This window comes from Fulvivirga kasyanovii (assembly GCF_009711405.1).
Classification (GTDB): Bacteria; Bacteroidota; Bacteroidia; order Cytophagales; family Cyclobacteriaceae; genus Fulvivirga; species Fulvivirga kasyanovii.
Genome location: NZ_SMLW01000631.1, coordinates 14,040 through 30,412 on the forward strand (window position 1 = coordinate 14,040; position 16,373 = coordinate 30,412).

At 43.5% G+C, this 16,373-nt stretch carries 11 protein-coding genes; 3 read left to right on the plus strand and 8 right to left on the minus strand.

Annotation, left to right across the window (positions count from 1 at the left end; translation table 11 throughout):
* Nucleotides 1-40 precede the first annotated feature (40 nt).
* From recG to mutY, 5 genes are all read right to left on the minus strand, one after another.
* On the minus strand, nt 41-2,134 hold the full coding sequence (recG, locus tag E1163_RS21375; RefSeq protein WP_155174505.1) for an ATP-dependent DNA helicase RecG: 2,094 nt from the start codon (nt 2,132-2,134) through the stop codon (nt 41-43).
* Between the two features lie 32 nt (nt 2,135-2,166).
* Entirely contained in the window at nt 2,167-2,781 is a 615-nt protein-coding gene (gldD, locus tag E1163_RS21380) for a gliding motility lipoprotein GldD (RefSeq protein WP_246223810.1), read from the minus strand.
* On the minus strand, nt 2,753-4,096 hold the full coding sequence (gldE, locus tag E1163_RS21385) for a gliding motility-associated protein GldE (RefSeq protein WP_343033911.1): 1,344 nt from the start codon (nt 4,094-4,096) through the stop codon (nt 2,753-2,755). The genes gldD and gldE overlap by 29 nt, the downstream gene beginning before the upstream one ends.
* Before the next feature lie 31 nt (nt 4,097-4,127).
* Nucleotides 4,128-4,580, minus strand: a complete 453-nt coding sequence (locus tag E1163_RS21390) for a single-stranded DNA-binding protein (protein WP_155174507.1) — start codon at nt 4,578-4,580, stop codon at nt 4,128-4,130.
* Between the two features lie 62 nt (nt 4,581-4,642).
* Nucleotides 4,643-5,713: an A/G-specific adenine glycosylase gene (mutY, locus tag E1163_RS21395; RefSeq protein ID WP_155174508.1), complete on the minus strand. Its 1,071-nt coding sequence runs from the start codon at nt 5,711-5,713 to the stop codon at nt 4,643-4,645.
* Nucleotides 5,714-5,858: 145 nt separating this feature from the next.
* On the opposite strand from mutY, the gene E1163_RS21400 reads away from it, so the two are divergent.
* The 3 genes from E1163_RS21400 (at nt 5,859) to E1163_RS21410 (ending at nt 8,855) form a co-directional block, all read left to right on the plus strand.
* Nucleotides 5,859-6,161 (plus strand): HU family DNA-binding protein, encoded by a 303-nt coding sequence (locus E1163_RS21400; protein ID WP_202857020.1) that lies wholly within the window; start codon nt 5,859-5,861, stop codon nt 6,159-6,161.
* Between the two features lie 67 nt (nt 6,162-6,228).
* Nucleotides 6,229-7,065 carry a tetratricopeptide repeat protein gene (locus tag E1163_RS21405; protein WP_155174509.1) on the plus strand — a complete coding sequence of 279 codons (837 nt, stop codon included), beginning with the start codon at nt 6,229-6,231 and terminating at the stop codon, nt 7,063-7,065.
* A gap of 230 nt (nt 7,066-7,295) precedes the next feature.
* The gene (locus tag E1163_RS21410) at nt 7,296-8,855 is read left to right on the plus strand and encodes an Rne/Rng family ribonuclease (RefSeq protein WP_155174510.1); all 1,560 of its coding nucleotides are present in this window, start codon (nt 7,296-7,298) and stop codon (nt 8,853-8,855) included.
* Nucleotides 8,856-8,969: 114 nt separating this feature from the next.
* Here the strand turns inward: E1163_RS21410 and glgB are convergent, their stop codons facing one another.
* The 3 genes from glgB to E1163_RS21425 all read right to left on the minus strand — a co-directional run.
* Nucleotides 8,970-11,033 (minus strand): 1,4-alpha-glucan branching protein GlgB, encoded by a 2,064-nt coding sequence (gene glgB, locus E1163_RS21415; RefSeq protein WP_155174511.1) that lies wholly within the window; start codon nt 11,031-11,033, stop codon nt 8,970-8,972.
* Complete coding sequence (gene treS, locus E1163_RS21420; RefSeq protein ID WP_155174512.1) at nt 11,026-14,349, minus strand: maltose alpha-D-glucosyltransferase; 3,324 nt, start codon at nt 14,347-14,349, stop codon at nt 11,026-11,028. Before treS ends, glgB begins: the two co-directional genes overlap by 8 nt.
* 48 nt (nt 14,350-14,397) lie before the next feature.
* The coding region (locus E1163_RS21425; protein WP_155174513.1) for an alpha-1,4-glucan--maltose-1-phosphate maltosyltransferase at nt 14,398-16,373 on the minus strand (1,976 nt) is incomplete at its 5' end.

Consider the following 16,373-nt stretch of genomic DNA (forward strand, 5'->3'; position numbering starts at 1 on the left):
ATTTTTAGTGGAGTCACAAATATAGTATTTATAATGTCTTTTAACTGATCCTGCTCCAGTTAACGACTGTTTTACGCATTGACTCGATCTGGCTTCTGATGTTGCGGTTATCCGGGTGAGACAGGTCCGGGTCTTTATCAAGTATGGCTATAGCTGCACCTCTGGCGGCCTGCAAGATCTTGCCATCTTTCCCAAGGTCAGCAATCAACAGGTCCAGCACACCGCTTTGCTGAGTCCCCGTGAGATCTCCCGGACCGCGCAATTGCAAATCCGTGTCGGCTATTTCGAACCCGTTGTTGGTCCTTACCATCGTCTCCAGGCGTACTCTGGCTTCCTTGCTTAATTTATAGTTACTTATGAGGATACAATATGACTGGTCTGCCCCCCGGCCTACCCTTCCGCGAAGCTGGTGCAACTGCGCCAGGCCGAACCTTTCGGCATTTTCGATGACCATAACTGAGGCGTTGGGCACATTTACTCCTACTTCTATTACTGTAGTAGCCACCATGATCTTGGTTTCTGCCTTTACAAACCTCTGCATTTCATAGTCCTTGGCATCGGGCTTCATTTTGCCATGCACTATACTTACCGGAATATCAGGGAACGACCTGCAGATACTTTCGTAGCCATCCATCAGGTGTTTAAGGTCAAGTTTCTCTGATTCTTCAATCAATGGGTATACAATGTAAACTTGCCGTCCCTCATTAATTTGCTCCTTAATAAAGCCATTTACTTTCAGGCGGTTTGCATCATAGCGGTGCACTGTCTTGATAGGTTTTCTTCCGGCCGGAAGCTGGTCAATGACTGAAATATCAAGATCACCATACAATGTCATGGCCAGCGTACGGGGAATAGGGGTCGCTGTCATTACCAGCACGTGAGGATAAATGTCCTTGTTTTTCTGCCATAGCTTCGATCGCTGGGCTACTCCAAAGCGGTGCTGCTCGTCCACCACAGCCAAACCAAGGTTTTTGAACTGTACGATATCTTCAAGTAAGGCATGGGTACCTACGATAATGTTTAGATCACCTGACCTCAGATATTCGTGGATCACCTTTCGCTCACTTTTCCTGGTGGAGCCTGTCAACAAGGCAATGGTAATACCCATGCGGTCTGCATATTCTTTCAGCCCCTGGTAGTGCTGTGCCGCCAGAATCTCGGTTGGAGCCATCATTACACCTTGCGCTCCAGAACCCACCACCAGCAGCATACAGATAAAAGCCACTATGGTTTTACCACTTCCCACATCTCCTTGTAGCAGGCGGTTCATCTGCCGCCCCGACTTCATATCATGATAGATCTCTTTAATGACCCGCTTCTGGGCATCGGTCAGGTCAAAGGGCAGGTGCTCCTTATAAAACCTCGTCAGTAGATCAGTATCATGGAATACCTGGCCTTTGAACTTATCTATTCTTGCAAGCTTTAACTTGAGCAGTCGCAACTGCACATAAAACAACTCCTCAAATTTTAATCTAAAGCTGGCCTTTTGCAACAGCTCATTGTTTTGAGGAAAATGAATATTAAACAAAGCTTCTTTCTTTGAGAGTAGCCTGTAATCCGATAATAGCTGTTGGGGCAATGTCTCTCTTATCCGGTGCTCTGCCAGTTGCAGAAGTGTTCTCTGCAACTTGGAAATGGCCTTGCTGTCCAGGTACTTCTTCTTAAGCTTCTCGGTAGTGGAATATACAGGATGCAGATAGCTGGAATCCTCATTCTGATGGGTGAGTAATTCGAATTCCGGGTGGGCAATATTGAGTTTACTGCCAAAGGCGGTAGGTTTCCCAAATACCATATACTCCACACCAGGCTGGAGCTTTTGCAGCACCCATTGCACTCCTTTAAACCAAACAAGCTCAATCTCACCTGTTTCATCGCGCAGATAAGCCTTTAGCCTTCGCTTACGTGGCGGGCCGGCAGCCTCTATATTACGTATCCTCCCTTTGATCTGAACATAGGGCATAGTGCCGTTCAGTTCATTGATCGGATAGAACTTGGTGCGGTCTTCATACCTGAACGGATAGTGTTGCAGCAGTTCTCCATAGGTAAATATGTTGAGCTCTTTGTTTAGTAGTGCCGCTTTCTGAGGGCCAACTCCTTTGAGGAATTCTATTTTTGTATCAAAGAATCCTTGCATGCCTGCAAACTAGCCAAAAATTTTCTTTTGCGTTAATTCCTGCTGCTCCCTTTGAGGTCGTTCCACTTCAGGGTATTCATCATGTGTACGATATCCACTTTTACGTACTCAATAGCCGGTTGCAGGGAATCGTTCTGAACTTGAGTATTGAAGTAAAGAGCCCCACGCAGGAAGTTCTCCGTGGAGTCAGTTGAGATAAATTGAAACTGGCTGGGTACTTCTCCTTCCAGCTCGGCATAAATCACGGTTTTTCCCGATGGAGTTTTGGATATAGCCTCATCAATGGCCGAAGCCTTGATCTGGTGCTTAGCTGTTAAAAAATAGGCATCATCAAAATACTCTTTCAACGAATCCATACTATTGACCACTTTATAAGTAATATGTATATCTGCCTTAAACTGCGGATAGTAAATCTCCACCCAGTAACGGTCCGATATCCATGACGAGTCATTGAGCAGGCGTGCGTGCTTCGAATATTCGAAATGATAGGGGAGTGTATCCGGCAATGGCTGATAAGCATGCTCGGGAAGAATAAAGCGGTTGTACCCTTTAGGCTTTGGTGCGTAATCTACCTCACAACCCCACAAAACTAAAACTATGAAAAAAGCCAACCATAGTTTAGTTATAATCTCCTGTATCTTCATCATTTTCTTTTATAAAGACCCGCACCTTTTTAATACGCTTGTTATCAACCGCTACAACAGTAAAAACATACCGGTCATAGTATACTTTTTCTCCTGCAGAAGGAAGTTTGGTATTAATCTCAAGCAACAGGCCTCCAAGTGATTCACTTTCACCCTTTACTTTTTCAAAAGTGTTCGGGCTTACCTCCAGGATCTTGCAAAAATCATTGAGGGTGGTCCTGCCTTCGAAAAGGTAAGTATACTTATCAAGTTTGCTATATGCAATATCTTCATCGTCAAACTCATCATTTATTTCTCCTACTATCTCCTCTATGACATCTTCAAGAGTGATCAGACCCGAGGTACCTCCGTATTCATCCACCACGATAGCCATGTGCACACGCTTTTCCTGAAAGTCTTTCAGCAAAGCATCAATTTTCTTGTTTTCCGGCACAAAGAACCCTTGCCTGAGCAGTTTGCGCCAGTCAAACGATTCGTCCTGATCCACATAAGGAAGTAAGTCTTTGATGTATAAGATCCCTTCTATGTTATCTATAGTATCAGAATAAACAGGGATGCGAGAAAACCCGGACTTGTTGATCTTATCCATCAGGTCATGAAAGTCCATTTCGATGTCAAACGCAGTGATGTCCATCCTGGATTTCATTACCTGCTTAACAGTAAGAGTCCCAAAGTTGACTATACCCTTAAGGATGTCTTTTTCCTCATCGGTGGTCTCCTCGCTTGTGGTAGTTATTTCTAATGCATGATGAAGCTCTTCAACAGAGATATCATAGCCCTTTTTTGTAAAGCGCCTTTCTATAACACTACTGCTGGTAACCAGTAAAAATGACAGTGGTCTGCATATCGTACTCATCAATTTGAGCATTGCAGAGGTAAGCCTGGCAAACCTGCGGTTGTTAGGCGTAGCGTAAACTTTTGGCAAGATCTCTCCAAAGAATACAATACCTAGTGTAGTAATGGCGGTAAGGATGATAACCGGCGTTCCCTCGGTAGTCTTGGAGTTAAGTATCTCCCACATTACAAATGTTGACAACGTAACCACGGCAACATTTACAAAGTTGTTCATGATAAGTATAGTTGCCAACAGTTGCTTAGGGTGCCTAATCAGGAAGACTATCCGCTTGTCCTGTACATCTTCACTCTCCTTACATTCGGCTATATCTTTTGAGGTAAGCGAAAAGAATGCTACCTCAGACCCGCTTATCAATGCTGACATCACGAGCAACAGCAGAAGGGTTATGCCGCTAATTAAATAAAACAGCGAATCCCCACTGAAGATTGTCGCTAATAAATACTGACTCGGAGGTTCGTCTATTGTTTCCAATACTCAGGATTTATTCTAAAAATCAGAATGGCAGATCGTCAGATTCATCATCCACGGTAATATCAGCCGATGCTTGCGAAGGAGCGGTTTCCTGTGACCTAGATGGTGCAGAAGTATTACCGCCACCACCACCTTCAGACATAGCCTTGGGGGTCAACATGGTCATGTTATCTCCAACGATCTCTGTAGTATATCTGGTCACACCATCTTTTTCCCACGATCTGGTACGAAGTTTACCTTCGATGTAGACCATATCTCCTTTATTAAGGTATTTTTCAGCTATATCAGCCAGGCCTCTCCATAGCACCACGTTGTGCCACTCGGTTTGCTCCCTTCTTTCGCCTGTGTTCCTGTCCTTATATACTTCCGAAGTAGCCACGGGGAAATTGGCTACTGAGGCTCCACTTTCCAAATGTCTTACTTCAGGGTCCTTTCCCAACCTTCCAACAATTATTACTTTGTTAACTCCTGACATATTCTCGTTTTAATCTTCTCATTTTATCTTTTTGCAAAGCTACTAATGTTTTATAAATCTAACTAAAAAATAGTATCATTCAAATAACGAGAAACCAAAACAGGCTTGGGCAATTCATGAATATCGTCATGATCAAAAAACTGCAGTCCCTGGCGGCTTATTTTGCTTAAAACTTCTTCATGGCGCTCCAGATCAACAGTAAAAAAACGCGCATGAAGTCTTCGGTGGGTAAGCACATGTTTATAATCGGCACTAACCTCTACCTCTTTTATATAAGGTGCCAGGTCACTTAAAAACTTATCATTATTAACAAGTTGGTCAAAGTCCCTGAATTCATCATGTTCATAGAGCATATAATCATAAAGCCCACGCCAGATGTCATTGTCCTGGCGTTGCTTCATCGCCATATCATTTCCTCTTTTAAATACTATATAGTGAAAGTAGCGATTCTTGACCTTTACCTTTCCCAGTTTGACCGGCAGCTCCTTCTGCAAGTCATGGATACGCGCATGACATTCTATATTAAATATGCATTCGGCGCACGCCGGTGATTTGGGCGTGCAGTGGGTGGCGCCAAACTCCATGATAGCCTGGTTATAGACATCCGGCTGATCTTCCGGTATCAGTTCATTGGCCAATTCTTCAAACCTGCGCTGCCCAGTACCGCTCGAAATATCATCGCTTATACCGTATACTCTGGCCAGTACCCGGTACACATTTCCATCTATTACAGCTACCCGTTCTTTGAATGCAAATGAGGCAATTGCCGCTGCAGTATATTTACCAATTCCGGGTAGTTTTAACAAGTTTTTATACCCAAAAGGGAATTTTCCACCCAAATTTTCTGCAACTATTTTTGCACACTTATGTAAGTTTCTGGCCCTTGAGTAATATCCTAGCCCTTGCCATAAGCGTAGGATTTCCTGCTCATTGGCCGCTGCCAGTTCATCAATTTTTTCGAAATGTTCAACAAATCTGTTGTAATAAGGGAGGCCCTGAACCACACGCGTTTGTTGCAAAATGATCTCTGAGAGCCATATTTTGTAAGGATCGGTAGTATCACGCCACGGCAATTCCCGTTTATGCATGTTATACCATGTAATTAACTTTTTAGCGAATTTTTTGTTATCCAATTAAGTTATTTTTTAGTCAAAAAATGCTCAAAATGGGGTGTTAGATTTTTGGCATAGTTAATTTTTTTATAATCCCACGGAGCCTAAATTTGCTGACCAATATACACCTAGTAATTAATATCGTTAATCAAAAAGACTATTATTCGTGACTAAAGCAGAAGTAATATCCGAAATATCAGAGAAGACTGGAATCGACAAGTCAGACGTAACAGTTTCTGTTGAGGCATTTTTCAATATTGTAAAAAACTCAATGGCAGAAGGCAATAATATTTACGTCAGAGGGTTTGGCAGCTTTGTAAACAAAAAGCGCAAGAAGAAAATTGCCCGGAACATTTCCAAGAATACGGCAATCGTAATCGACGAGCATTACATACCAAGCTTCAAGCCTTCAAAAGTATTTATTGAGAAAATTAAGACCAGCGACAAAGTAAAGGACGCAAACAGTTAATATACCCTTTGCTTTTAAATCTTAATATTATCCTTGAACTTTGCATTCATTTTTTAACAGAAACTTGATGCTAAAGACAAGGATAATATTAATAGCCAGCGCAGCCCTTTTGGTGCTGCTCATTTTTAGTCTTCCTAAAGTGGTTGTCGACAACGACTCAGAAGGGTTAGGTTCTTCCCAGGAAACCTCTACGGCTGAGTCGCCCAGCTCCGAGCCCGCACCTGCCAATACCCACGACATGGAGCTTTCGGAAAATTCCCGACAAAATATCAAAATTTTAAAGGAAAAACTTACCGCTAGTAAAAATATTGAAAAAAGTGTTATCTTTGCGGACTCTTTGGCAAAGCTGTATCTAAGCGCGAGTAAATACGATAGTGCAGCTAAGTTCGTTGAAATCATTGCTCAAAATATTCCAAATGTGGAAAACTGGCAGAGAGCCGGTGACACATATTATGAGGCTTTCAGTTTTGCAATGGATGCAGAAAAAAGGACTCAAATGGGAACAAAAGCCCGGGAATATTATGAAAAGGTATTGGAAAAGTCTCCTGACAGGCTGGATGTAAAGAACAATCTGGCTATGACTTATTTATCGACATCGAACCCTATGCAGGGTATTATGATGTTGAGGGAAATTTTAAAGCAGGATCCGAAAAACGAAAAGGCCCTGTTTAATATGGGAGCTTTATCCATGCAGTCTAACCAGTATGATAAAGCTATTGAACGCTACAGCAAACTGGTAGAGTTATACCCGGAAAACACACAGGCCCGCTTCTTTTTAGGAGTCAGCTACATGGAGACCGGACAAAAGGATAAAGCCAAAGAGCAGTTTTTAAAAGTAAAAGAGCTGGATGACGATCCACAGGTACACGCTACGGTGGATTCTTATCTGGAAGAAATTGAATAAATTAAAAAATTGTTTAACTGTCCCGATGCATCGGGAGCAAAAATTTTAAAGATATGCCTTGCGGTAAAAAAAGAAAAAGACATAAGATTGCTACTCACAAGAGAAAGAAAAGATTGAGAAAAAACAGACATAAGAAGAAGTAATTCTTGATCATAGTCCCGGTTATGCCGGGACTGTGCGTCTATACAACATCTTTTTAAAATAAGTTTTAATCTCAAATCACATACATTTTGAGTAACGAATTAATAATCAATTCAACTCAAAACGGATGTCGTATAGCCCTATTAAAAGATAAAAGTCTTGTTGAGTTCCATCATGACGAAGATGGTAACCAGTTTACAGTAGGAGATATATACCTGGGCACTGTCAGAAAAGTGGTTCAGGGTCTCAACGCAGCGTTTATTGATATAGGTTATGAGAAAGATGCCTTTCTTCATTATCTCGATCTGGGACCTAAGTTCAGTTCGCTTCAGGATTTCACGAAGCGCGCGCTTTCAAAAAAAAATACCTCCAGTAAACTGGAAAAATTTGGCTTAAAGCCAGACATAGATAAACATGGGAAGATCACCAATGTACTTTCCAGGAATCAACAAATACTAGTACAGGTTGTAAAAGAGCCTATATCAACAAAAGGGCCACGATTATCCTGCGAGTTGTCTCTGGCAGGCAGATATTTAGTGCTTGTTCCTTTTTCGAACACAGTAAATGTCTCTAAGAAAATAAGCAGCAGCGACGAGCGAAAGAGACTCGTAAGACTGGTGTCGTCAATTAAACCTGAGAATTTCGGTGTAATTATAAGAACAGTAGCTCAGGGCAAAGATGTAAGGGAACTAGATTCAGATCTTCGCCATCTTCTTGACATATGGCATCAGGGTGCAAAAACACTTAAAACAGCCAAACCAAGGGAAAAAGTAATCGGAGAGATGAGCAAAGCCTCATCTATTCTAAGAGATGTTCTTAATGAGTCGTTTGACAACATCCATATCGATGATAAAGAGATATACGATGAAGTAAGGACCTACATTAAGACCATTGCCCCTGACAAAGAGAAAATCGTTAAGCTTTACAACGGAAAAGCAAAGATTTTCGAGAATTTTGGCATTGAAAAACAGATTAAGTCTGCCTTTGGGCAGTCAGTAAGCCTCAAAGGTGGGGGCTACCTGATCATAGAGCATACGGAAGCCCTTCATGTTATCGATGTAAACAGCGGTAACAAGTCTAATCGTGAAGAAGACCAGGAAGCTACGGCTCTATCGGTAAACATTGAGGCCGCCAAGGAAATAGCACGCCAGCTCAGGCTGCGCGATATGGGCGGTATAATTGTGGTCGACTTCATTGATATGAAGCGGGCAGAGAACAAAAAGACCATCTACAAAGTCATCAAAGACGAAATGTCCGCTGACAGGTCTAAGTTTACCGTATTGCCATTATCAAAATTTGGCCTGATGCAGATCACCCGACAGCGGGTAAGGCCAGAAATGAACATTACCACTAAAGAAGTTTGCCCTACCTGTCAGGGAACAGGCAAAATAAGCGCTTCTATACTGGTTTCAGACCTTATAGAAAGATCTGTAGACCACCTGATGACTAAACAGAATGACAAGGACATAACCGTAGTGGTTCATCCTTTCATCTACGCCTATTTTACAAAAGGCACCATGTCAAGAAGGCTAAAGTGGTTTTTGAAATATTTCAAATGGATCAAAATGGTTCAGGACTCCTCACTGGCCATTACAGAATACAAATTCCTCAATAAATTCGGAGAGGAAATAGATGTAGGAGAATTGTAAAGTATAAGTAGGTATTAAAGACCTCCAAGGTTTCAAAAACCTTGGAGGTCTTTTTTGTTTATTCACTATAACCCTCCAAGGGTTTCAAACCCTTGGAGGGTTAATCTTTCTCAACTACTTCTCACTAAACTTCAAATACACCACTCCCAGTGGTGGTAAGGTGAGGGTAATAGAGTTGTCTCTTCCATGAGCCTGAAGAGGTTCCGAAGCAATGGCTTCATTGTTTTTTACATGACTTCCCCCATAAGCCTGGTCATCGCTGTTGAAAACTTCTTTCCAAAAACCTTTCTTGGGTACACCTACACGATAATTCTCACGGAGTACGGGGGTGAAATTACAGATCACTAAAACCTGTTGTTTATCGCTTTTGCCTTTGCGAACAAATGAGATGACACTGTTGAGGGCATCGTGGATGTCTATCCATTCGAAACCGGCCTCCTCAAAGCTGATCTCGTAGAGCGCTTTTTCCGTTTTATAAAGCTGGTTGAGGGCCGTGAGTTCCTGTTGCAGCCCCTGGTGGAGCGGATAGTCTGTCAGGTGCCAGTCCAGGCTATTGTCATGAGCCCACTCTGAGGTCTGTCCGAACTCGCCTCCCATAAACAGCAGTTTTGCTCCCGGGTGGGCATACATGTAGCCATAAAGAGCCCTGAGGTTGGCAAACTGCTGCCACTCATCGCCCGGCATTTTATAGAGCAATGGGTTCTTACCATACACTACCTCATCATGCGATAGGGGAAGCATAAAGTTTTCTGTAAAGGCATAATAAGCACTAAAAGTAATTTCGTTTTGGTGATGTTGCCGGTGTACAGGGTCTTTTTTAAAATACTCTAATGTATCATGCATCCAGCCCATCATCCATTTCATACCAAAACCCAACCCCCCAATATAAGTAGGCCTCGATACCATCGGCCAGGAAGTAGACTCTTCAGCTATGGTGTGTACATCGGGAAATTTGGCATAAACAGCTTCATTAAACTCTTTTAAGAATGAAATCGCATCCAGATTTTCATTACCTCCATATTCGTTTGGCTCCCATTCACCCGCCTTTCTGGAGTAGTCCAGATAAAGCATAGAGGCTACAGCGTCTACGCGCAGGCCATCGATGTGGTATTTTTCAAGCCAGTACATGGCATTGCTGATCAGGAATGCGCGTACTTCATTTCTTCCGTAATTAAAGATGTAGCTCTTCCAGTCAGGATGATAGCCTTTTCGAGGGTCTGCATGTTCGAATAAAAATGTACCATCGAAGTAATGCAGGCCGTGCTGGTCTGACGGAAAATGAGACGGTACCCAGTCCAGAATAACACCGATACCTTCCCGGTGTAGCGCATCTATCAGGTGCATAAAATCCTGCGGGCTGCCAAAGCGGCTCGAAGGAGCAAAATATCCGGTGATTTGATAACCCCAGGAACCAAAGAATGGATGCTCCATCACGGGCATGAACTCAACATGAGTGAATCCCATTTTCTTCACGTAAGCCGGAAGCTCCGTAGCCATTTCCCTGTAGCTGAGTGACCTGTTATTGTCCTCAGGCACACGTCGCCATGAGCCCAGATGAAGCTCGTATACTGAAAACGGCTGTGGCTTGCCTGCATTTTTCTTTCGCTTTTCCATCCACGCTTTATCACTCCAGGTAGAGGTAATGTCCCATATTATGGAAGCCGTATTAGGTGGTATCTCCCATTTGAAAGCAAACGGGTCGCCCTTCTCTACTTTATATTCACCATGCCTTGATTCAATGAAATACTTGTAAATGGTACCTTCACCAATACCCGGGATGAAAGTCTCCCAGATACCGGAGCCATCATGCCTGACATTCATCGGATATTCATTTCTTTTCCAGTGGTTAAAATCACCAATTACCGATACCTTCTCCGCATTGGGCGCCCAAAGGGCGAAATAAGTGCCTTTTACTCCCTTATGGGTTATGACATGTGACCCCAGCTTAGTATAAAGCTCGTAATGTTTGCCTTCTTTAAACAGGTGGATATCATAGTCCGAAAAAAGCGTCACATGGTCAATCACCTGCACTTCTTCGGTTTTGGCCGCTTTGTCCACCTTTGGCTTTTTGGTTTTTGGAGGTGTTTTGGTAGTTGCGGCACTGCCTCTTTTAACCGAAGGCCGGGTTGCACTCTTTTTCTCTTTTACCGTTGGTTTAGTGTTTTCTTTTTTAGCCATGGGTATACCTCCTTACTATTGATTTTATGCCCCTCAGTGGTATGATCACCCAGTCGGGGCGGTTGTTTAATTCATAATTCAATTCATAGATAGCCTTCTCAAGAAGGAAGGTCTCGAGCAATATTTTAAGATCCTCCTTATTGTCCGGCACAAAACTCTCTCCCTCTACTTTCGACAGGTAGCCATGCATATAAAAGCGGGTAACGTGATGATACCAGGTCTCTGCCCATTTTTCCAGTTTGCCATCTTTTCTCTGCTGCTCAAATTCCGGCTGCATGATGGTGCTGTATGAAGCATAGTGGAAAGAACGTATCATACCTGCCACATCCCGAAGGGCAGACCGTTTCAGCCTTCGCTCGCTATAGGCCCGGGCAGGCTCTCCTTCAAAATCTATGATCACAAAATCTTTTCCGGTCCACAGCACCTGCCCCAGATGATAGTCTCCGTGGGTCCTTATTTTCATGGTAGAGATTTTATGATCAAATATGCGCTTAAAACACCTCAGTACCTGACCTTTCATTTCAAGCACTTCGCCGGCCTCTCTTTGTATTTCCTCAGGAAGCCTGCTGATACCCTTTTGCAGGTTCTGGAAAGTGCTCCTGGTCAGTGATTGTAACGAAGAGTACAATGACCGCTGATAGTGCAATGAAAACGGCTCTGGTTCAAAATCACTTTCCTCAGGATGCTCTGCCAGAGCCAGATGCATTTCAGCCGTACGCTGCCCCAGCAGGGAAATCCTCTCAGGAAAAGGTCCATCCATCAGGTCGCGCAAAACGGGCGATAGTTTTTTGTAGACCAAAGGCTCCGTAAGGTCTTTTTTTGCCGGCACAGGGTGAGTGGTTTTGGGCTGAGTAAGCACTTTTTCAAAAAACCTGTTGAGCACATCCTTGGTGTACTCCCAGGCATCACCCTGATTGGGGATCAACTCCTGCATCATGCCCAGAACCAGGCTTCCTTCATGCTTCTTGTCATATTCTATGGCTCCAACAAACCGGGGGACGTGGCTATAGGCCGTTTTTTCGGTAAGGTAGCGCGTAATCTCGAGGTCTGGATTGATAGTATTATCCAGTTTCCTGTAAAGCTTCAGGAAGTAGTTATTGTTATAGGTCAGCGAAGTGTTGCTCTGTTCGGCATTTAAAACTTTAGAATGCAATTCTCCATTCGACTTCAAATGACCGTTCTTTTCGCTGGTATAAAAGACCAGGCTGCCTGGCTCAGATTTAAGCTTCCGACCTGCTTTAAGGTTGCTAAACAGGGCATTTCTAAACTCTTCGCTATAAACGGCATCAAAAAGCACCCCTTCGCGATCCTTGAGTATTACATTGGCTATAATTCCTTTCTTATTGATAGCCCGAAATTCCTCTTCATTCTGGTAAGCCATAAATGCCAGTGGCAGTTGATAAACCTCCGGCAAGCCTTCGTTGTAATTAACTTCTATAGTGACCAGTGTCGCAGGCATGTCTTCCACAGGGATGTCTATTTGATTGACCACACTCATACTTTGAATCACCCGTGCCTTGCCTCCAAACCAACGGCATTCATTCATATAAGCCGGCAGCACTTTGTTCTCAAGTTTTTGAAGGTGTTTTCCTGCCAGCAGGTCTGCCCAGGCCATTAGCTTAAAGTTATGTACCTCTCCTTTATCTTCAGTATAGTCTTTTTCTTTATCAAGTATAAACCAATAATAGCCATAAGGAGCCATGGTAAAGAGGTAAGGCCTGTCACTGATCCTAGGAAATTTATTATGGCTGAAAACCTCTACCGGAGTATAATTTTCATAATCCTCCAACTCAAGTTCTGCGGCCTGAGGAAAACGGGAAAGGTTGGCCAGTACCAGTATATCTTCATCTTCGTAAGTACGTGTAAAAGCTATGATCTTAGCATTGGCAGGAGATAAAAAATTGATATCACCTCGCCCGAATGCTTTGTATTTTTTACGCATGGCAATTACACGCTTCATCCACCAAAGCAGCGAAGATGAATTGATCTGCTGAGCCTCCACATTTACAGACTCATATTTGTATTCCGGATCAATAATTACAGGCAGGTACAATTTATGCGGATTTGCACTTGAAAACCCTGCATTTTTATCTGCACTCCATTGCATGGGTGTCCGTACGCCATCGCGGTCACCGAGGTAGAAGTTGTCTCCCATACCTATTTCATCGCCATAGTAGATGACCGGGGTGCCCGGTAGTGAGAAGAGTAGTACATTCATCAACTCTATTTTGCTGCGGTTATTTTCAAGCAAGGGGGCAAGCCTGTGGCGGATTCCGACATTGATCTTTGCCTGCGTGTCCTTGGTATAAACCTTATACATGTAGTCACGCTCCTCATCGGTTACCATTTCCAGGGTAAGCTCATCGTGATTACGCAAAAAGATTGCCCACTGGCACGATTCGGGAATTTCCGGTGTCTGATCAATAATGTCAATAACAGGGTAGCGGTCTTCCATTTTAACGGCCATGAACATTCTGGGCATAATGGGGAAGTGGTAGTTCATATGGCACTCATCCCCATCACCAAAATATGAAGCTGAATCTTCAGGCCACATGTTTGCTTCGGCCAGCAGTAGCTTGTTTTTATGTTTTTTATCCACATGGGCCCTTAGTTCTTTCAGAAAAGCATGAGTCTCCGGCAGGTTTTCGCAGTTGGAATCTTCCCGTTCAAAAAGATAGGGCACAGCATCCAGCCTGAAACCATCCACTCCCATATTGAACCAGAAATCAAGTATTCTGAATACCTCCTTTTTAACCTGCGGGTTATCAAAGTTCAGGTCGGGCTGATGAGAGAAGAAGCGATGCCAGTAATAAGACTTCGCGACAGGATCCCAAGACCAGTTGGAAGGCTCATAGTCGGTGAAGATGATCCTTGCATCCTTATACTTGTTGGGATCATCGCTCCATACATAATAGTCACGATAGGATGAACCTGGCTTTGCTCTTCTGGCCCTTTGGAACCACGGGTGCTGATCAGAAGTATGGTTGATAACCAGCTCGGTTATCACCTTCAGACCACGCTTATGGGCTTCCTTAATAAATTGTTTGAATATTTTAATATCTCCATAGGAGGGGTTAATGCTGTAATAGTCGGCAATATCATATCCATCGTCACGTAAGGGTGACGGGTAAAACGGTAATAGCCAGATAGCCGTTACACCAAGGCCTTCGAGGTAGTCCAGTTTCTCAAGAAGACCGCGGAAATCACCGATACCATCACCATCGCTATCATAAAAGGCTTTAATATGAAGCTCATAAATGATAGCATCCTTGTACCAGTATAAGTCATCGTCAATGTTAACTTTATTCGTTGCCATAGTCATTCTCCTCCCAGAGTTAGTTTTATATTTTTTTAATAGTTGGCGCTAAAGGTTAGGTTCGATTTTAAAAATATGAACAGGCAGTGCCTGCGGGTGCAGCTCTACGTAATTCCATTCATTTTGCCAGGTATATTTGTTGCCCGTAAGCAGGTCATGCACCACAAAAGACTCATCTACAGGAAGATCGAGATACTCAAAGGGTACTTTTACCCAGCCTGACTGCACATATTCAGGGTCAAGATTAACCGCTACGATCATTTTGCTTTGCTTCTCCTGATCAGTCTTGGCATAGCATAGCAATTGCTGGTTATCCACCTCACAAAATGCTACATGCCAGGTAGTTTGCAACGCAGCGTTTTCCTTTCGTACCTTATTGATCTTTGAAATGGCTTCTTTGATCTTTGTGGTTTTCTTCCAATCCCAATGCTTGATCTCATATTTCTCAGAATCCACATACTCTTCTTTACCCGGGTAAGGCTCATTCAGTCCAAACTCAAACAAGGGTCCGTAGATACCGCAGTTCGAAGACAGGGTAGCAGCCAGTGCATACCTCGCAATGAATGCAGACTCAGGCTTATGCTCCAGTGAGATCGGCAGAATATCCGGCGTATTGGGCCAAAAGTTTGGTCTGAAGTACTCCCTTACTTCAGTCCGCGTAAGTTCGTGGAGATATTCCCTGAACTCCTCAGAGGTATTGCGCCAGGTAAAGTAGGTATAGGATTGCGTAAACCCGATTTTGGCAAGTTGCTCCATAATCCTTGGCCTCGTAAAAGCCTCAGCGAGAAAGATAGTCTCAGGGTGCTTACTTCTTACTTCCCTGATCAGCCACTCCCAAAAAGTAAAGGGCTTGGTATGCGGATTATCAACTCTGAATATTTTCACGCCTTTGCTTATCCAGAAATCAATAATACTTTTTAGTTCCTTCCACAGGTTTTCCCAATCATGGGTTTCGAAATTTACAGGCAGCACATCCTGGTATTTCTTCGGAGGGTTTTCTGCATATTGTATGGTTCCATCGGGTCTCCATTTAAACCAGTCCGGGTGCTTAGATACGTAAGGGTGGTCAGGAGAGCACTGGATAGCAAAGTCAAGGGCTATTTCAATGTTAAGCTCATTGGCCTTTTTCACCAGGGCGGTAAAATCATCCATTGTGCCCAGCTCGGGGTTGATAGATTTGTGGCCACCTTCCTCGGCACCTATGGCCCATGGAGAGCCCGGATCACCTTCACTGGCAGTTACAGCATTGTTTTTCCCTTTTCGGTGTTTACGTCCTATGGGATGTATAGGTGGAAGATATATAACATCAAAGCCCATTTTGGCTATTTCCGGAAGCACCTGCTCACAATCCTTAAACGTTCCGTGTTTCCCTTTAACGGGAGAGGCGGATCTTGGGAAAAATTCATACCAGGTGCTGAACAACGCCTTTTTTCGCTCTACATTAACTTGCAATATCCGGTGATAGGTTCGTGTAAAGCTATGCTCCTGTGCTACAAACATAGCCTGGGTAGCGTCGTCACTGAGGGCCTCCTCCACAGCATCCGCATCCTCAGTACCATTACGAAATAGTTTTACCCATTTTTCCAGCTTTTTACGCTGAGGTGCAGATACTCTGGCCATACCATCTTCCATAAGTTCCGCACCGATCAAAAGCTCTGTTTTTATATCCTGTTTGGCATCAAACTTCTTTTTGAGGCCATCCTGCCAGGTACCATAGTAATCAATCCAGCCTTTGATGGTATATTCATAAAAACCCTCCTCTTCAGGGGTAAAAGTAGCCCTCCAATGATCGTTGGTCATAAAAGTCATGGGTACCTCAGTCCATTTACCTGCTTTGGCCGATTTTCCTTTTGCAGGTTTTTTTACCTTGCGGTAAAGCAGTGCAGCCTCAACCTTATCATGACCATCTACAAAAATGTCGGCATTTACAACCACCCGTTCACCGACCGTTCTTTTGATCGGGTACTTGCCGCCATCGATAAGCGGTGTTACATTTTCAATGGTCACACGTTTTTGTCCTTCCA